Origin of the sequence: Streptomyces fulvoviolaceus (assembly GCF_000718165.1) — a bacterium.
Classification (GTDB): Bacteria; Actinomycetota; Actinomycetes; order Streptomycetales; family Streptomycetaceae; genus Streptomyces; species Streptomyces fulvoviolaceus.
This window is the reverse complement of the sequence record NZ_JOEY01000044.1, coordinates 68727-86885: the sequence shown is the minus strand read 5'-3', so window position 1 is coordinate 86885 and position 18159 is coordinate 68727. Positions and strand designations below refer to the sequence as shown.

The window sequence follows — 18159 nt, the reverse complement described above, 5'->3', positions numbered from 1 at the left end:
CCAGGAGACCCTGCTGGAGGACGACTCGATCTACGACGACGGTGGCGCCTCCTCCGGCCTGCTGACCCTGACCGCGCTGGGCTCCAGCGTCTCCGACGGGTACGCGGCGACGCTGACGGTGGGGGTGAACTCGGCCTGACCGCCCGACGGCCGGCCGCGGGTCACCTTCCTGCGGCCGGCTTCGCGGCGGGAGCCGGTTCACTCGGGAAGCAGGTCGCTGAGGGCCTGGATGAGGCGGTCGAGCGCGGGGTGGTCGTCGGAGGAGCGGTCCGTGATGACCGTACGGCCGTTGAGGTGCAGCGTGTACTGGAACATGTCGGCCGCACCCATGTTCATCGTGAACGAGGGGACCTCGGCGAGAGCCGGATCCCCGAGCAGCGTCCGCAGCTCCTTGAACTGGGCCGCGCTGGTGCGCCGCACCACGGGCTGCCCCTTGTCACTGGTGTGGACGGTGCCGTCACCCCGGAGGATCAGTTCCTGGTGGACGCCGGCGTAGCCACCGGTGACGGCCATCGTGACCAGCTTCTGATCGGGCCCCGTGACGGGCACCGGCGACGGACTCCTGGAAGCCGAGACCGCGGTGGAGGGCGAAGGCGACGGGGAGTCGGAGGAAGCGGTCACCGTGCTGACCGCGGTATCGGCCGACTCCACCGAACCGCCGCCGGAAGAAAACGTACAGCCGCCCAGCACACCGATCGCGCACACCATCGCCGCCCCCGCGGCCACACCCCTGTCGAGCACCGTGCCCCCACCTGCCTCATCCGGATTGTCGACGGAACCGTCCATGGATACACCTGAGCAGCCGTCACATACCCCTGCCATGCTGGGAGTTCCGTATCGTCCCAGGAGGCCCCCATGCCCGAGCAGCCGTCGGTCCTCGCTTCGCTGGTGTCCGCGTTGCGGGGTGGATCGATCGAAGTCGTCGACCTCACCTCGCCGTTGTCGTCGACGACACCGGTCATCCAGCTGCCGCCGCAGTTCGGCCAGACCGCGGTGTTCGAGCTGGAGGAGATCAGCCGGTACGACGACCGGGGCCCGGCCTGGTACTGGAACAACTTCCGCAGCGGTGAGCACACCGGCACCCACTTCGACGCCCCGAACCACTGGGTGACCGGCAAGGACCTCGCCGACGTGGCGTCCGTGCCGGCGCATCGGCTGATCGCACCGGCCGCCGTACTGGACTTCACCGCCGAGGCGGAGAAGGACCCGGACTTCCTCGTGGAGGTGGAGCACGTGCAGGCCTGGGAGGCCAAGCACGGTCCGCTGCCCGACGGCGGCTGGCTGTTGCTGCGCACCGGCTGGGACGCCCGCTCGCATGCGCAGGAGGCGTTCCTCAACGCGGACGAGAACGGCCCGCACACCCCCGGCCTGTCCCCGGAATGCGCGCGTTGGGTGGCCCAGGAGTCGCCGGTGATCGGCCTCGGAGTCGAGACGGTGGGCACCGACGCCGGACGCGGCCACTCCTTCGACCCGGCCTTCCCCTGCCACTCCTACCTCATGGGCAGCGACAAATACGGGCTGACCCAGCTGCAGAACCTGGCGGCGCTGCCGGCCACCGGCTCCGTCGTCATCGCGGGGCCGCTGCCCATCGTCGCGGGGTCCGGCTCTCCCGCGCGGGTGCTCGCGCTGGTGGAGCGCTCATGAAGGTCGCCGAGGCCGTCGGACGGGCCCTGACCGCGGCCGGCGTCGGCCAGGTCTTCGGCGTGGTCGGATCGGGCAACTTCCATCTGACCAACGCGATGGTCGCGGCAGGTTCGCGCTACGTCGCCGCACGCCATGAAGGCGCCGCGGCGACGATGGCCGACGCGTACGCCCGCATGAGCGGCACGGTGCCTGCCCTGAGCGTCCATCAGGGTCCCGGTCTGACGAACGCCCTGACGGGCATCGCCGAGGCCGCCAAGAGCCGTACGCCGCTGCTCGTACTGGCGGCCGAGGTGACCGAGCCGAGGTCCAACTTCTACGTCGACCAGGAGGCGTTGGCGCAGGCGGTGGGCGCGGTCCCGCTACGGGTCGCATCGGCCGAGGACGCGGTGGGCCAGGCCCTCGCCGCGGTCCGACGCGCTGTGCACGAACGGCGCACCGTACTTCTCAACGTCCCTTTGGGAGTACAGGCGTTGGACGTGCCCGACGGCGTCCTGACAGAGGCCGGGCCACCACCGCGGCGGCCGGCGGTCGCGCCGGCGGCGGCCGACGTGACGGCGTTGGCACGGGCGCTCGGCCAAGCCCGGCGGCCGGTCTTCGTGGCCGGCCGCGGATCACGCCCGCCCGGCGCCCGGGACGCCCTCACGTCCCTCGCCGAGCGCTACGGCGCGCTCCTGGCGACGTCGGCCGTGGCGCGCGGCCTGTTCCACGGCAGTCCGTGGTCGCTCGACGTGTCCGGAGGCTTCGCGTCGCCCCTGACGACCGAGCTGATCCAGGGCGCGGACCTCATCGTGGGCTGGGGCTGCGCGCTGAACATGTGGACCATGCGGCACGGCAACCTGATCGGGCCGGACGCGACCGTCGTACAGGTCGACGACGACGCGTCGGCACTCGGCGCGCACCGGGAGGTGCGTCTCGGAGTCACCGGCGACGTCGAACTCACGGCGCGAGCCGTGCTGGAGACGGGCGGCGGGCAACGCCAGGGTTACCGAACCCCCGACATCGCCGAGGCCATCGCCGCCCGTGTGCACCTACGGGACGTCCCGTACGAGGACACGAGCACCCGCGAGCGGATCGACCCGCGCACCCTGAGCATCGCCCTCGACGACATCCTCCCCGCGGAGCGGGTGATCGGAGTGGACTCCGGCAACTTCATGGGCTACCCGAGCGCCTACCTGTCGGTGCCGGACGAGAACGGCTTCTGCTTCACCCAGGCGTTCCAGTCGATCGGCCTGGGACTCTCGACCACGATCGGCGCGGCACTCGCCCAGCCGGACCGGCTCCCGGTGGCCGCCCTCGGGGACGGCGGCGCACTGATGGGCGCCGCGGACCTCGACACCGTACGCCGGCTCGGGCTGCCGATGGTGGTCGTCGTCTACAACGACGACGCCTACGGAGCGGAGGTCCACCACTTCGGCCCCGACGGACATCCGCTCACGACGGTCGAGTTCCCGCCGACGGACATCGCGGCCGTGGCGCGGGGATACGGCTTCGAGGCGGTCACCGTGCGCACGCGCACCGACCTGAAGCCGGTCGAGGACTGGGTCGCCGGGCCACGCTCCGCGCCGCTGCTCATCGACGCCAAGGTGGTCAAGGACGAAGGGGCCTGGTGGCTGGAGGAGGCGTTCCGCGGACACTGAGCGGTCGGGTACGGGGCCCCGCGTGGGCCCCGTACGACGTCACGGTCCGTTGCTCACCGGTGCGAGGGCCGCGAACCCTCCCGCGAGCAGGACGAGCACGGTGAGGACGAGCCTCACCCGCGCCCTCCTCGCGGACCTCCGCATGAACTCGCCCATGACGTCACCCGCCTCCGCTGTACGGCGCGAGGGCCGCGAAACCCCCGGTGAGCAGGACCAGCACGACCAGCCATGCCCTCAACTGCTTGGTGAGTCGTCGCATGAGTACCTCCCGAACTCGGCATGGCAGTCGCGCACTTCACCTGTCAGGACCCGAACCTGTCAGGACCCGATGCGCGCCGCGATGACCGGTGCGAGACGGTCGGCGATCGCGCGGTGGCCCTGGTCGTTGGGGTGCACCGAGTCGGTGAGGTCGCCGGAGCCCAGCCAGCCGGTGGTGTCGACGAAGGAGACACGGGAGTCACCGCCGGAGACGACCGTCTGCACGGCCGCTTCGGTCTGCGGGACGTACCGCCCCCGGAACGTCTCCAGTGCGAAGATCCAGGCCTGCGGATAGGCGGCACGAACCTTGCGCAGAAGACTCGTGTACGCCGACTGGAACTGCGTCGTGCTCACCCCGTGCCCCACGTCGTTGGTGCCGAGGTTGATGACGACCGCGTTCGCCTGATAGCGGGAGAAACTCCAGTCGGGCGTGGCCGCGTTCGGGTTGAGCCTGCCGAACTGCTGCTCCAGGCCCACGCATCCGTCCGCCGTGGCGACCAGACACGCACCGCCCTGCGCGATCTGGGTGTGCTCGGTGCCCAGCCGCTCGCCGATCAACCAGCCGTACGCGGTACGGGCGTTCTGCGAGGTCGTCGTCCCCACGGTGATCGAGTCGCCGACGAACTCGACGAGTTTGCCCGGGGACGTCGGTGCGAACGTCGTCGCCCCGCTGTCGAGGGTCACTCCCTGGAAGACGGCGTCACCGTGGTAAGAGCCCGCGACCACCTGGTAGTTGACCTGGAGGGTGTGGTTGCCGGAGGCCAGTGGCGACGGGGTCAGGTCCACCGTTCCCTTGACGTCGTTGTGGAAGGTCGCGGGCCCGTCGTCGATCCGCGCCCAGAGATCGATCGTGTTCCGCTGCTTGAGCTTGACGGTCCTGCCGGTGAAGCCGATGCGGTAGTACGCGCCCGCCCAGTAAGGCGTGTAGGCGGCGCTGGAGCTCTGCGTGTCCCAGCGGCCGACGAATTTGAGGTTGGGGTCGCCGGGCTGACCGGGAGCGGCCGCCGCGGCGGACTTGCGGGCGGTGCCGCCGAGTTGGGCGCCGATGACCGGGGCGAGCCGGTTCGCGAACTTGGTGTGGCCGGCCTCGTTGGGGTGCCCGTTGCCGTCCTCGTAGTCGGTGCCGTCGGTGAGCCAGCCCGTGGTGTCGACGTAGTGCACCTTGGCGTCACCGGCACTGTTGCGGGTACCGACGGCGGCCTTGGTCTCGGCGACGTAGCGCTTCTTGAGCGTCTGCACCGCGAAGAGGTGCGCGTTCGGGTACGTGGCGCGCAGGTCGCTCAGGAACGAGGTGTAGGCCGACTGGAAGGCGGCGCCCGACACTCCGTGGCCGATGTCGTTGGTGCCGAGGTTGATGACGACCGCGTTCGCCTGGTAGCGGGAGAAGTCCCAGCTCTGACTGCCCGTGCTGGCCGTCCTGAAGAACTGGGTGCTCAGACCGGTGCATCCGGACTGGGCGACGAGGCAGTAGCCGGAGCGGGCGATCTGGGTGTGGCGCATCCCCAGCTGCTCGCCGGTCTTCCAGGCGTACGAGTCGAGCGCCAGCCGGTCGGTCAGAGCCCCGGCGGTGATCGAGTCGCCGACGAACTCGACCAGCCCGGACGGCGTGTTCGGGTTGACCGTGCTCGCCCCGGAGTCCAGCACCAGGCCCTGGAAGACGGTGTCGCCGGAGCGGTAGGAGATCCGCAGGGTGTGGGTACCGGCGGAGAGCGGCTGCGGAGTGAGGTTCACCGTGCCGCGCACGCCCGCGTGGAAGACGTCGGGTCCGCCGTCGATGCTGACGTAGAAGTTGACCGCGTCCCTGGCCTTCACCTTCACCGTGGTGCCGGTGAACGCGGTCTGCAGATACGCGCCGGTCCAGCCGGGCACGGCCGCGGTGCTCGACGTGGTGTCCCAGCGTCCGACGTAGACGATGTTGGGGTCGGACACCGAGCCGTCAGCGGGTGCGGCCTGCGCCGGCGAGCCGCCCGCCCAGGAGAGCAGACAGGCGAGCAGAACGGCCGTGAGGACGGCGGGCAGTGTGCGTCTGACGTGGCGTAAGGGGACGTCGTGGGGGGTGGTCGGCATGGGGATCCCTTTCACGGGTGGGGTGGGAGCGCTCCCATAATCAGCCTTTCGAGGGAAGCAACGAAACGGTTGAGCGTCAAGGGATCGCGGGCGCTCAGGAGACCCCGGGGCAGCCGTGGTAACCCGAGTGAACGCCCCCGGATGGTGCGATGGCGCGGGCTCGCTGACGGTGGATCACGTCAGGGCCGGGTTCCGCACAGGTGACGAGAGGTCAGCTGCCCGGCTGCGACGGAAGGACTCCACGATGCGCTCTGTCCGCATACTGCTCGCCACCGCAACCGCCACGGCCGCTCTCGCGATCGCGGCACCCATCGCCCACGCCGATGTGACGGGTGACGACTCGTCCTACGGCACGAAAGCCCCGTCCGCGGTGAGCCAGGACGACTGGGGCGTCGCCAAGGATCCGAAACACGACCCGGAGACCTACCGGGGCGGCGGGGATCCCTGGAGCACCGACCACGACAAGCCGCGCGGCGGGATGCACACCGGAGGGGGCGCCCTCGCCACCACCGGTGTCACCGCGGGCGGTCTGGCCGTGCTGGCGGTGATCGGCACCGGTGTGTACGTCCTGCGGCGCAACAAGGTCGCCGAAGGCGTGGCCTGACCGATGCCGGCCATAGCGACCGCGGGGTCGCCGTACGCGTGCCTTGCGCGGCGGCGGCCCCGCGGTAGCGCTTCGCTGGACTGGTTGTGCGTCTGCTGCGGGTGCGTCGTGGCTGGTCGCGCCCACGCGGCGCAGCCGCATGCCGATACAGCCCCGCGCCCCTGTGGGGCGCTCGAGTGAGGTGATGTCCGATGGCAGCCGGCCGACCTTCCTCCGTCGATGCCGATTCAGCGCCCCCCGAACGGAGACTCCGCAAAGGCGCGACCGTGTTCTGGGGTGTGGCCGCCCTGGTGCTGGCAGTGAGCCTGGTCGGGGGACTTGACGAGTCGTCCGACACCAGCCGCGCGCCGCACGCCGCGCCCGCCGCCGGGTCAGCCCCACCCGGGAAGCACCTCCCGCGCTCCAGGCCGACCCGTCTGCTCATCCCCACCATCTCGGTCGACGCCCCCTTCACCGACCTCGCCATCGCCCGCTCGGGCCGGCTCGAAGCCCCGCCCGCCGCCGACACCAACCTCGTCGGCTGGTACGCCAAGGGGGTGTCCCCCGGTGAGGCGGGCACCGCGGTGATCGCCGGGCACGTGGACACGAAGACGTCCGCGGCCGTGTTCGCGGACCTCGACGGACTGGAGAAGGGGGACCGTTTCTCCGTGAAGCGGGCCGACGGGCGCAGAGCGCACTTCGTGGTCGACAGCGTGGAGACCTTCGACAAGGATCACTTCCCCAGCGAACGGGTGTACGCAGACACCCCGCGGGCCCAGGTCCGGTTGATTACCTGCGCGGGAGACTACGACCGCAAGGTCAAGGACTACACCGCGAACCTGGTGGTCTTCGCCCACCTGGTCTGACGGGAGGGACATACGCATGCGCGGTGCTCGGTGGCTGGCTCTGGCCGGTGCGGTGATAGTGGTGGCCTGCGGGCGGCCGGGAGCCGGGGGAGACGACAGCGCCACGGGTGCCTCGCCCACGCACGCCCGGTTCGACGAGGAGATCAAGCTGGCGGACGGCCGCCGTGTGGGTGTGTCGTACGCAGCCGGGCGCGGGGTGCTCGAGCAGCACCAGGATGCCGAGGGCGGGGCGTGGAGCAAGCCGCGCATCGTGTACGCGACCCAGTCGAACGCCTGCCAGAGCCTCGGCCTCAAGGCGTTCGGCGACACGGTCGCGGTCATCGCAAACTGGGGCTACTACTGCGCGGACGGAGACCCGCCGGACGAGTCGATCGCCGCGGTCGGCACCGCCGGCCTCACGCACTGGGACACGAAGGTCACCAAGGACTTCGACGGCTGGGAGAAGGCCACCGCCGACGGCGACGCGCGGCGCCTGACCTTCACCAACTCCTCCACCGAGTGGCTGACGCGGCTTCGGTGGTACGAGGGAGAGGGCTTCGGCGAGGTGGAGAACATCCGCCGTTGATGCCGACGCGACCGACGCCCCGCCGGGAAGCGGGGCGTCGGTCGAGGTGGTGCGCCGAGGTCAGACCGCCGGGGACGGGAACGTCGGGTACTCCACGCCGGAGACGTGCTGGACGACCCGGATCACCTGGCAGGAGTAGCCGAACTCGTTGTCGTACCAGAGGTAGAGGATCGCATTGTCGCCGTCGACCCTGGTGGGACCCGCATCGATGATCGAGGCGTGGCGCGAGCCGATGAAGTCGCTGGAGACCGCGTCGGGGGCCGTCGTGAAGTCGATCTGGCGCTTGAGCGGCGAGGTCAGCGACACGTTGCGGAGGTAGTCGAGGACCTCCTCGCGGTCGGTCTCGCGCCCGAGCCGCAGGCTGAGGATCGCGATCGAGACGTCGGGCACCGGGACCCGGATCGAGCTGCCGGTGATCGGCGCCTTGAGGTCGGGCAGTGCCTTCGCCACGGCGGAGGCGGCACCCGTCTCGGTGATGACCATGTTGAGCGGCGCCGAGCGGCCGCGGCGGTCGGCCTTGTGGTAGTTGTCCAGCAGGTTCTGGTCGTTGGTGAACGAGTGGACCGTCTCCACGTGGCCGCGCAGCACGCCGTACTCGTCCGCCATCGCCTTCAGCGGCGGGACGATCGCGTTGGTGGTGCAGGAGGCGCAGGACAGGATCTGCTCGTCCGGCTTGATCGTGTCGTGGTTGACGCCGTGCACGATATTGGGGACGTCGCCCTTGCCCGGCGCGGTCAGGACGACCTTGTCGATGCCCGGGCGCAGGTGCTGGGAGAGGCCTTCGCGGTCGCGCCACTTGCCGGTGTTGTCGATGAGGATGGCGTTGTTGATGCCGTACGCCGTGTAGTCGACCTCGGACGGGTCGTTCGCGTAGATCACCTTGATCGCGTTGCCGTTGGCGAAGATCGTGCTGCTCGCCTCGTCCACCGTGATCGTGCCCTGGAACTGGCCGTGGATGGAGTCGCGGCGCAGCAGCGAGGCGCGCTTCACGAGATCCTCGGAGGCCCGGCCGCCGCCCCCACGCACCACGATCGCGCGCAGCCGCAGACCGTTGCCGGAGCCGGCCTTCTCGATCAGCAGGCGGGCGACGAGGCGGCCGATGCGGCCGAAGCCGTAGAGGACGACGTCACGTCCCTCGCCCCCCTCGATCTCGATCTTGTTGGCGCCCGTGGCACCGGCGACGGCGTCGGCGGTGAACTCCTGAACCGTCAGGCCGCGGTCGTCGGTCCGGTACGTCGCGGCGAGCATGCCGATGTCGATCTGGGACGGGCCGAGGTCGAGCGTGGTGAGCGCCTGGAGGAAGGGCAGCGTGTCCGTGACCGAGAGCTCCTCGCCCGCGATCTGCCGGGCGAACCGGTGGGTCTTGAGGATGCTGACCACCGACTTGTTCACCAGGGAACGGCTGTGCAGCAGGACGGTGACGTCCCGCTCCCGGTGCAGCCTCCCGATCATCGGGATCATCGATTCCGCGATCTCCTCGCGGTTCTTCCAGTCGGTGAACGAGTCGTCCTTGACAGTCACAGGAATCTCTTTCGAGCTAGACGGCGCTCATATGCTAACCCGATCGATTTTCGGTCATTCACCGGGTCGGCCGACCGCAGCGGCCCAGGGGTGCGCGCCGGCCACCTGTTCTCTCGCGAAGGCCTTGATGATCCTGCGGGCGAGGAGCGGATCGGCGGGGAGCACGTGCGCGGCGAACCAGCGGGCGGCCTTCGGGTCGGGGGACGGTTCGACGAACTCCGCGCCCGCGTAGTCGTCGAGCGGGGGGTCGTAGATGTACCCCGTGACCACGTCGTGGTTCACCAGGCGTTCCACGAGGGCGTCGCGGTCGTGGACCAGGAGCGGCACCCGGAAGAGGGCGTGCGGGCCGTCGTGCGCCGCCCGGTCCCGCAGGGCAGGGGTGGCCCAGGCCGTGTCCGACAGCAGCGAGACCCCGGCCCGGCGCCGGGCGAGGTCCTCGTCGAGCCGGGCCATCCGCAGCGCCAGCTGGCCGCGGACGAGGGTTCCGTGGCGGGCCCGGAAGCTGTGCAGGTCGACGCGCACCCAGGGCTCGTACGCTTCCAGGCTCGGCGCCTCGCGGGCGGAGGCGGCGAGCCGCAGGGCGTGCAGGTCCATGCGGAAGGCGTCGCGCTCCAGCAGCCCGAGGCGCTGCATCGTCCGCCACACCGGATGCACCAGGTGGAGACCGCGTGCGGCGGAACGCGCCAGCGGCCGCAGTGTCGTGGCCAGGTCCTCGCGCAGACGGCCCGGCACCAGGAGGTCGTCGCGCAGCAGCTCCAGCTCCCGTCGCGTGCGCTCGTCCTCTACGGCCAGGAAACCGCCGGCCATCCCGGCCACGTGCTTGGAGAGGCTGAAAACCGCCGCCATACCGAAGGTCCCGATCGGCTGTCCCGCCACGTGGGTGCCGATCGCGTGCGCCGCGTCCTCGAACAGGGGGATCCCCAACTCCTCGCAGCGCCGCCGCAGTTCGACGACCCGGTCCGGGATGCCGTACAGGTTGGTGGTCAGGACGGCGTCCACGTTCCGCCAGGTCGACTCCGGTACGGCGGACACGTCGATGTTGCCGTCCTGGACGGACACGGGGGCCTGCACCGGGCGCAGCCCGGCCGCGAGGACCACGAAGAGGATCACGTCGTCGTTCACCGGCGACATCAGCACCCGTGCGCCCGGCCGGCACCAGCGCCGCAGCGCCAGGTAGAGCGCCAGCCGGGCCGAGGGTGTGTAGACGCACGGACGTCCGAGTCGCCGTGTCATCGTCGCGGCGAGCCGCGAGCCGTACGGCATGGTCGTCCCTTCCCCCGAAGGGTGGGCGAGGCGTGTTGGGAGGGCGCACGGCGCGCTCGCGTCGGTGGGGGAGACGGCGGGAGCGGCCGTGCGTGAGAAGGCCGGTCAGCCTGCCCGGGAGTCCGCCCGACCGCTCGACGTACGCAGCGTGCCGACCGTCTTGAGGAGCCGGTCGGCCGGCTCCCTGAGTCCGGGGTGGGCCAGGACCGTGTTCCGCAGACCGCGCACCGGCCTGCGCCACAGCCGGTGCGCCGCCGCGACCGGGTGGGGGCGGGTCGCGAAACCCTCGCCGACCCGCAGCTCGCGGGTCTTGAGCCAGTCCTTCCACTCCTTGTCGCCGCGCCCCAGGTCCATGAGCCGCACACCGTCCCGGCCCGCGGCCTGCGCCATCCGCAGGTGCATGATCAGGCCGGGGGAGTAGTAGCGGAGCTCGGGGTCGTAGGCGGTGAACCAGGGGGCGAACACCGTGCGTGATCTCGGCCCGAAGTGCGCGGCGACCGGCCGGTCACCCGCGTACACCACGGACAGCACGCCGGTGAAGTGTTCCTCGCGGACCTGGTACAGGTGGTTCACCAGGTCCACGATCCACGGCCGCGCGAACCGGTCCATCCGGCCCGTCCGGCGGTACTGGGCGGACTTCCACCGCATGAGCGTCGGCAGCGCCCGCGGGTCGCGCTCGTCGAAGACGAACCGCATCTCGCCCAGGTCGCGTGCCAGCCGGCGCTCCTTCTTCAGCGTCGTCTTGGCCAGCCCGGGGTACGCGCCGCGCAGCCACTCCGCGTAACTGTCGTCGCCGTCCCCGTCCTTGAGGTCGATGACCGGTGAGGCGAAGGTCCCCGTGACATGGCGGCCGAAGGGCTTCTGCTCCTCGACCAGGTGGTCGAACTCGAAGACGGACAGCCCACAGGCCTTCAGCAGTTCCTGCGTGTCCCAGGTGACCCCCGGACGGTGCACGAGGGCCTGGGCGTCGGAGAGGCCGAGTCCGATGGCCCGGCCGACGCCGAAGGAGTTGCGTTCGTACGGGAGGAAGCCCACCGGCTCCGCGTGCTCGTGCAGGACGGCCACCCGCGCCCCCGCGCGGTACCTGCCGACCCCGGCCGCGAACTCCGGTGCCAGGAAGGGGTTGGCGTAGTCCGGCGAATCGTCCATCGCCCGGTGCCAGGCCCGGCGGAGCTCGGTGCTCAGCCCCTCGGGTCTGTGGATCGTGATCTCACTGTTCCTGGACCGCATGAGCGACCGCCCCCCAATTCCCCCCACGACGCGATGTCCGCGTCCTGCCGATGGAAGTGCCGGCAAGGATCAAACGTCGCGAAACAGTACGCACCCTGTCAAGGGTGCCTGCAGTAACGGAAGAGTGCGGATCGGACGTCCCCGGTTCCCACGGGAGCTCACGGCAGCAGCCGGCGCTCCTTCGCGACCGCCACCGCGCCGGCGCGCGTCTCCACGCCCAACTTGCCGTAGATCCGCCCGAGATGGGTCTTGACGGTCGCCTCGCTGATGAACAGGGCGCGGGCGATCTCCCGGTTGCCCAGGCCACGGGCGAGTTGCCCGAGGATCTCGTGCTCGCGCGCGGACAGGGTGGGGCGCGGGCTGCGCAGCCGGGTCATGAGGCGGTCGGCGACGGGGGCCGAGAGCGCGGTGCGGCCGGCTGCCGCGTTGTGGATCGCCGCGAACAACTCGTCGGGCTGCTCGGCCTTGAGGAGGTAGCCCGTGGCGCCCGCCTCGATGGCACGGGTGATGTCGGCGTCGGTGTCGAACATGGTGAGCACCAGGACCCGGGGACCCGCGTCCGCCCCGGAGGTCAGGAGCCGGGTGGCCGTCACACCGTCCATGCCGTCGTCCAGCTGAAGGTCCATCAGTACGACGTCGGGGTGCAGATGCGCGGCCATGGCGAGCGCCTCCTCGCCGCTGCCCGCCTCACCGACCACCTCGATGCCGTCGGCGCTGGACAGCAGGGCACGCAGCCCGGCGCGGACGACGGCGTGGTCGTCGCACAGCAGCAGGCGGACGGCGGTACTCACGAGACGGACTCCTTCAGAGAGAACGGGATTGCGACCGATACGACCGTGCCCTCGCCCGGCATCGATTCCACGGTGAGCGCGCCGCCCGACTGCCGCGCCCGGATCCGCATGGCAGGCAGCCCGTGGCCCCGCGTCCGGTCCGGTTCCGACGGGAGCGCGGCAGCGTCGAACCCCCGCCCGTTGTCGGCGACGTCCAGCGAGACCTGGTCGTCCAGACAGGTCAGGGTCAGCGCGGCCCGGGTCGCGGCGGCGTGTTCGCGTACGTTGGCCAGCGCGCCCTGGGCGATGCGCAGGAGGGCCGCCTCGATACGTTCCGGCAGCGGGCCGGGGTCGCCGTCGAGCCGGAAGTCGATCGTCAGGCCGGGGCCGCTCTCCCGCTCGGCGAGTGCCCCGAGCGCTGCCGGGAGGGACTGCCCGGTCAGGTCGGCCGGTGCCAGGTCGTGCACGAAGCGGCGGGCCTCGGCGAGGCCGCGGGAGGTGATCCCGACCGCCTTCCCGATGTGCGCGCGGGCCGCTTCCGGGTCCGTCTCCCACACGCGCTCGGCGGCCTGGAGCAGCATCTGCTGGCTGGACAGGCCCTGCGCGAGCGTGTCGTGGATCTCCGTCGACAGCCGCTGCCGTTCCGCCAGGACGCCGGCCCGCCGTTCGGTGGCCGCGAGATCGCGCCGGGTACGGACCAGGTCGTCGATCAGTACGCGCTGCCGGGCCGCCTGGCGTTGCAGCTGGACGAAGACGGCGGTGGCGACCGCGGCGATGGCCGGTGGGGCGACCACCATGTTGGGGTTCAACGCGCCGTCCGACACCCGCACTTCGGAGATCACGACCAGCGCCGTGAGCACGGCGGCCAGCGGCACCGCGATGCGGGGCGGCAGGGCGTACAGGCCGGCGAACAGCAGCGGCATCGCGCACCACGTGGCGCTCGGCGCGAGGGCGAGCAGGACGGCCCAGACCGTCGAGACGGCGCCCAGCCAGACCAGGTGCCGGGTGGTGGGCGCGGTACCGGGGGTCGGTGCGGGGGCCAGGACGTATCCGAGGACGTAGAGCAGCGCGAAGACCGCGAACAGCGTCACCACCCATCCGGCGCGCGCCCCGTCCTGGTCGCGGGTCAGGAAGCGCGCGAACGACGAGCACAGCAGCAGGAAGAACGTGGTGTGCACGACCGCGGCCAGCCGGCGCCCGTCCGGATCGGTGTGTCTCATCCTCCGTGTCTAACGCGTCGTACATCGAACCGCATCAACCGATCGGTTGACATCGGCATCACCTGAACCACCCTGGGACCCGAGCCTGTCGACCGAGCCGAACACCCCGCCGGCGCACCGAGGCTGGCATCAGCACCCAGCGCCACCACCTCGGAAAGGCAAGGACCCCGTGCCCGCCAAGAACCTCACCGCCAACCGTGCCGCCCTCGGCCACCGCATCGGCTACGCCCTGCGCCACCCCGAGCGGGTACCCCGCCATGTGGCCCGCGCCGCCCGGGACATGTGGCTGAGCCACCGCCACCCGGACCACATCGCCTACTACCGCGCCGTGATGCGCTCGGACACCCGGACCGACCCCGACGCGGCCGTCGGCAGCCGCAACCGGGAGCGCTGGCTGGCGCTCGGGGCGATGCAGTTCGACTACCTGCTCGGCCACGGTCTGCGCCCCGAGCACCGCATGCTGGAGATCGGCTGCGGCAACCTGCGAGGCGGCTGGCGCTTCATCCGGCACCTGGAGCCCGGGCACTACTACGGCATCGACATCTCGCCCGACATCCTCGTCGCCGCGCAGGACACCATCGTCGACATGGGCCTGCAGAACCGGCTCCCGACCCTCACCCCGGTACGCGACCTCACGCTGCGGTTCCTCCCCGACGCCCACTTCGACGTCGTCCACGCGCACAGCGTCTTCTCGCACTCGCCGCTCCCGGTCATCGAGGAGTGCCTGGCGAACGTCGGCCGGGTGCTCGCCCCCGGCGGCTGGTTCGACTTCACCTTCGACCGCACCGAGGGCGAGGAACACCACGTCCTGCGGGAGGACTTCTACTACCGCACCGACACCCTCGTGGCCCTGGCAGAGAAGCACGGCCTGCGGGCTCGCTTCATGGACGACTGGGAGGAACTCCCGCACGGCCAGTCCAAGATCCGCGTCACCCGGCCCGATCGGGACTGAACTCCCCGTTCGGAACCGCGGCGCCGTCGCAGCCTGTGAGGGTTCCCTGTTGGCGCCACGCAGGGCAGATGCCGTGGCTAGACTCGCGCCCCATGCGCAACTCGAGCCCCGTCAAGCAGTGGCAGACGCCGTCTCACCGCCCACCGCGTTCCGTCGTCCACGACGGGAGAAGAGACACCCCGTACGTCACTCGCGCCCTTCCCGGTGCCTCCCCCGGGAGGAGGGCCGAAGATCCGTGAAGGGCCGGCACAAGCAGTCCCGCGACCCGCGGGGGCACTGGCTGTTACTGATACTCGTCCTCCCCGCGATGTTCGCAGCCCTGCTCTTCGAGGGCTGGACCAACCACGAGGTCGACGAGGCGAAGACGCGGTCCCCCTGCACCTCACCCGCACCGGACGCGGTGGCCGACGGAAACGGCCCCGTGATCGGGATCAACCGCAACGGAATACAGACCGGCTCCATGCCCGCCCGCACCGTCGCGCTCACCTTCGACGGCGGTCCCGACCCGGTGTGGACACCCCGCCTGCTCGACCTGCTGCGCCGCAACCGGGCGCACGCCACCTTCTTCCTCATCGGCTCCCAGGCCGCCCGCTACCCGGAGCTGGTACGGCGGATCCGCGCCGAGGGCCACGAGATCGGCTCCAACACCTACACCGGCGCCGTCCTCGGCGAAGCCTCGTCGCTGCGCTTCTCGACCGAACTCGACCTGACGCAAACCGCGTTGGCGGGCGCCGCGGACGTGCACACCACGTTGCTGCGGATGCCGAGAACGACCTCCGCCGACACCCTGTGCGGCCGGGAGTGGCAGGCGGCGCAGCAGGCCACCGCCCGCGGCTATGTGCTGGTCACCGCCGACAAGGCCTCCCGCAAACCGGCGCAGGGGCTGATCCGCCAGTTCAGCCAGACGGCGACCGCGTACCGGGCTACGCAGAAGCTTCTCCGGAACCCCGGCGTCGACCGCTTCACCACCGTGTCGGACGGACTCGACCTCACGCCGTACACGCCGGTGTCGACCGTCGCGCGATGGGAGGGCACCGCTCTGGTCTGGGGCAGCGTCCTCGGGCGAGGCTTCTCGACCGCCATGACGTGGGTGCTCGGGATCGCGGGCGGCCTCGGCGTGCTGCGCCTGGCGCTGCTCGTCCTGTTCGCCCGCGCCCATGTCCGCCGGCTGGAGCGCTTCCGCCCGGGCGCGCCCTGGCTGCGGGAGGTCACGGAACCGGTGACGGTGCTCGTCCCGGCGTACAACGAAGAGGCCGGCATCGAGTCCACCCTCCGTTCGCTGCTCGACTCCACCCACCCGGAGCTGCAGATCATCGTGATCGACGACGGGTCGACGGACCGTACGGCGGAGATCGCCGCGGGGATCGGTGATCCGCGGGTGGAGGTGATCCGCACGCCCAACGCCGGCAAGGCCGCGGCCCTCAACACCGGTCTGGCCCGCACGCGGCACGGCATCGTGGTCATGGTCGACGCCGACACCGTCTTCGAACCGGACGCCGTACACCGGCTCGTCCAGCCGCTGGCGCACCCGGCGGTCGGCGCGGTCAGCGGCAACACCAAGGTCGGCAACCGGCGCGGCCTGCTCGCCAAGTGGCAGCACCTGGAGTACTGCTTCGGATTCAACCTCGACCGCAGGATGTTCGAGGTCCTGGAGTGCATGACGACCGTCCCCGGTGCCATCGGGGCCTTCCGCCGGGACGCGCTGCTGGGCCTCGGCGGGATCAGCGACGACACCCTCGCCGAGGACACCGACCTCACGATGGCCCTGTGGCGGGCGGGCTGGCGGGTGCTCTACGAGGAGTCCGCCGTCGCGTGGACCGAAGTACCCACCTCCCTGCGCCAGTTGTGGCGACAGCGCTACCGCTGGTGCTACGGAACCCTCCAGGCCATGTGGAAACACCGCGGCGCCGTGTTCGGCGTGGGCACGGCCGGTCGCTTCGGCCGGCGCGGACTGACCTACCTCGCGCTCTTCCAGGTGGTCCTTCCACTGCTCGCGCCGGTCATCGACGTCTACGCCCTGTACGGCGTGCTGTTCCTCGATCCGCTGCAGTCGGCCGCGGTGTGGTTCGCCTTCCTCGGCACCCAACTGGTCTGTGCTGGTTACGCGTTGAGGCTCGACGGTGAGCGGAGACGGACCCTGTGGTCGATGCCGCTCCAGATCTTCGTCTACCGGCAGCTGATGTATCTGGTCGTCATCCAGTCCGTGGTGGCTCTGCTGCTCGGCACCCGGCTGAAGTGGCAGCGCATGAGGCGTTCCGGTACGGCCGCTGAACAGATCGGCGGCCCGGACCCGTATAAGAGCCTGCCGACGAGGTGATCCCGATGCGTTGAGGGACTGTGCAGACCGATGGACGACTGGACGGACCGGCCGGCGGGCGACGACCGGCGTGATGGCAGAGCAGAGCCGACGCTTGGCTTATCAGGGCCGGGGATGCCCGGGAGTGCGCCCCCGGCCCTGATGCGCACGGCACCGCTGCCCGGCATGGCTTCTTCCGCCCCTCCCGGCCGTATGGGTGAAGGGCGCCCGCCCCGCGCGGGCGCGGCAGGCGCTCCCGCCCCCGGCAGCAGATCTCGCAAGCCCCGCGCCTCCCGGCGCCGCCGGATCGTACGGCTGGTGATCCTCCTGCTCTCCGCCCTGGTCGTCTCCTGCGCCGGTACCTACGTGTGGGCCGACACCAGGCTCGACCAGGAGGTGGACCTGGCCGCGATCACAGGCCGGGCGCCGCAGGGCAAGGGGACCAACTACCTCGTCGTGGGCTCGGACAGCCGCGAGGGCCTGTCCGAGCAGGACAGGAAGGATCTGCGCACCGGTTCGGCAGCGGGCCGCCGCACGGACTCGATGATCCTGCTGCACACCGGTGCGAGCGGCACCACGATGATGAGCCTGCCACGCGACTCGTGGGTGACCATCCCGTCCTACGTCGATCCCGGCACCGGCAGGCACTACCGCGCCACGCCGAACAAGCTGAACGCAGCGTTCTCGCTGGGCGGACCCGACCTGCTGGTACGGACCGTGGAGCGCAACACCGGGCTGCACGTCGACCACTACGCCGAGATCGGCTTCGCGGGCTTCGTCGGGGTGGTGAACGCGATCGGCGGCGTGGACATGTGCCTCGACCGGGCCGTCAAGGACGAGGATTCGGGCGCGAATCTGAGCAAGGGCTGCCAGACCCTGGACGGCACCGAGGCCCTGGCGTTCGTACGGCAGCGCCACCAGGAGGCGCAGGGCGACCTGGGCCGTACCCGGAACCAGCAGAAGTTCCTCGCCGCACTCGCCAAGAAGGCGGCCACCCCGGGCACGCTCCTCGATCCGACCAAGTCCTTCCCGTCCCTCACCGCGGGACTCGACACGCTCGTCGTGGACAAGGACACGGATCTGCCGCAGCTCATGTCACTGATGCAGACGATGCGCAGTGTCACCGCCGGCGGTGGCCGACGGCTCAACGTGCCTGTCTCCGACCCGAGTTTCGCCACATCCAAGGGCAGCGCCGTGAAATGGGACGCGGGCCGGGCCCGGCAACTCTTCAGCGAGTTGAAGGAGGACCGGCCCGTGACCGTACGTCAGCAGAACTGACCACTGCCC

The 18159-nt window shown here is 70.8% G+C and carries 15 protein-coding genes and 1 pseudogene; 9 read left to right on the top strand and 7 right to left on the bottom strand.

The window, feature by feature from the left end; genetic code table 11:
- A pseudogene (locus IG08_RS59405) lies at positions 1–139 on the top strand (intradiol ring-cleavage dioxygenase); the annotation flags it as partial.
- Positions 140–198: 59 nt separating this feature from the next.
- On the opposite strand, the gene IG08_RS0138585 reads toward IG08_RS59405, so the two are convergent.
- Positions 199–786 (bottom strand): hypothetical protein, encoded by a 588-nt coding sequence (locus tag IG08_RS0138585; protein ID WP_199820982.1) that lies wholly within the window; start codon positions 784–786, stop codon positions 199–201.
- A 69-nt stretch (positions 787–855) separates the two neighbouring features.
- On the opposite strand from IG08_RS0138585, the gene IG08_RS0138580 reads away from it, so the two are divergent.
- Positions 856–1644, top strand: coding sequence for a cyclase family protein (locus IG08_RS0138580; protein ID WP_030614134.1), 789 nt, complete (start codon positions 856–858; stop codon positions 1642–1644).
- The gene (locus IG08_RS0138575; protein ID WP_030614131.1) at positions 1641–3281 is read left to right on the top strand and encodes a thiamine pyrophosphate-binding protein; all 1641 of its coding nucleotides are present in this window, start codon (positions 1641–1643) and stop codon (positions 3279–3281) included. The genes IG08_RS0138580 and IG08_RS0138575 overlap by 4 nt, the downstream gene beginning before the upstream one ends.
- Positions 3282–3599: 318 nt before the next feature.
- Here the strand turns inward: IG08_RS0138575 and IG08_RS0138560 are convergent, their stop codons facing one another.
- Positions 3600–5606 (bottom strand): GDSL-type esterase/lipase family protein, encoded by a 2007-nt coding sequence (locus IG08_RS0138560; RefSeq protein WP_030614128.1) that lies wholly within the window; start codon positions 5604–5606, stop codon positions 3600–3602.
- Between the two features lie 244 nt (positions 5607–5850).
- On the opposite strand from IG08_RS0138560, the gene IG08_RS0138555 reads away from it, so the two are divergent.
- The 3 genes from IG08_RS0138555 (at position 5851) to IG08_RS0138545 (ending at position 7620) form a co-directional block, all read left to right on the top strand.
- A complete protein-coding gene (locus IG08_RS0138555; RefSeq protein ID WP_030614125.1) occupies positions 5851–6210 on the top strand; it encodes a hypothetical protein in 360 nt (119 codons plus the stop codon).
- Between the two features lie 191 nt (positions 6211–6401).
- Entirely contained in the window at positions 6402–7055 is a 654-nt protein-coding gene (locus IG08_RS0138550; RefSeq protein ID WP_063757813.1) for a class F sortase, read from the top strand.
- 16 nt (positions 7056–7071) lie between these two features.
- Positions 7072–7620, top strand: coding sequence for a hypothetical protein (locus tag IG08_RS0138545; RefSeq protein WP_106981104.1), 549 nt, complete (start codon positions 7072–7074; stop codon positions 7618–7620).
- Between the two features lie 60 nt (positions 7621–7680).
- Here the strand turns inward: IG08_RS0138545 and IG08_RS0138540 are convergent, their stop codons facing one another.
- The 5 genes from IG08_RS0138540 to IG08_RS0138520 form a co-directional block, all read right to left on the bottom strand.
- Complete coding sequence (locus tag IG08_RS0138540) at positions 7681–9141, bottom strand: glyceraldehyde-3-phosphate dehydrogenase (protein WP_030614116.1); 1461 nt, start codon at positions 9139–9141, stop codon at positions 7681–7683.
- A gap of 54 nt (positions 9142–9195) precedes the next feature.
- The gene (locus tag IG08_RS0138535) at positions 9196–10404 is read right to left on the bottom strand and encodes a DegT/DnrJ/EryC1/StrS family aminotransferase (protein ID WP_030614113.1); all 1209 of its coding nucleotides are present in this window, start codon (positions 10402–10404) and stop codon (positions 9196–9198) included.
- A 105-nt stretch (positions 10405–10509) separates the two neighbouring features.
- Positions 10510–11634, bottom strand: coding sequence for a GNAT family N-acetyltransferase (locus tag IG08_RS0138530; protein WP_030614110.1), 1125 nt, complete (start codon positions 11632–11634; stop codon positions 10510–10512).
- Between the two features lie 158 nt (positions 11635–11792).
- Positions 11793–12425, bottom strand: coding sequence for a response regulator (locus IG08_RS0138525; RefSeq protein ID WP_030614107.1), 633 nt, complete (start codon positions 12423–12425; stop codon positions 11793–11795).
- A complete protein-coding gene (locus IG08_RS0138520) occupies positions 12422–13624 on the bottom strand; it encodes a sensor histidine kinase (protein ID WP_030614104.1) in 1203 nt (400 codons plus the stop codon). Before IG08_RS0138520 ends, IG08_RS0138525 begins: the two co-directional genes overlap by 4 nt.
- A gap of 169 nt (positions 13625–13793) precedes the next feature.
- Here IG08_RS0138520 and IG08_RS0138515 point away from each other — a divergent pair, with 169 nt between their 5' ends.
- The 3 genes from IG08_RS0138515 to IG08_RS0138505 all read left to right on the top strand — a co-directional run bounded on the left by IG08_RS0138515 (position 13794) and on the right by IG08_RS0138505 (position 18150).
- Positions 13794–14576, top strand: a complete 783-nt coding sequence (locus IG08_RS0138515) for a class I SAM-dependent methyltransferase (protein ID WP_030614100.1) — start codon at positions 13794–13796, stop codon at positions 14574–14576.
- A gap of 235 nt (positions 14577–14811) precedes the next feature.
- Positions 14812–16893 carry a bifunctional polysaccharide deacetylase/glycosyltransferase family 2 protein gene (locus tag IG08_RS0138510; protein ID WP_030614097.1) on the top strand — a complete coding sequence of 694 codons (2082 nt, stop codon included), beginning with the start codon at positions 14812–14814 and terminating at the stop codon, positions 16891–16893.
- 165 nt (positions 16894–17058) lie between these two features.
- Complete coding sequence (locus tag IG08_RS0138505; protein ID WP_315903989.1) at positions 17059–18150, top strand: LCP family protein; 1092 nt, start codon at positions 17059–17061, stop codon at positions 18148–18150.
- Positions 18151–18159: the final 9 nt, after the last annotated feature.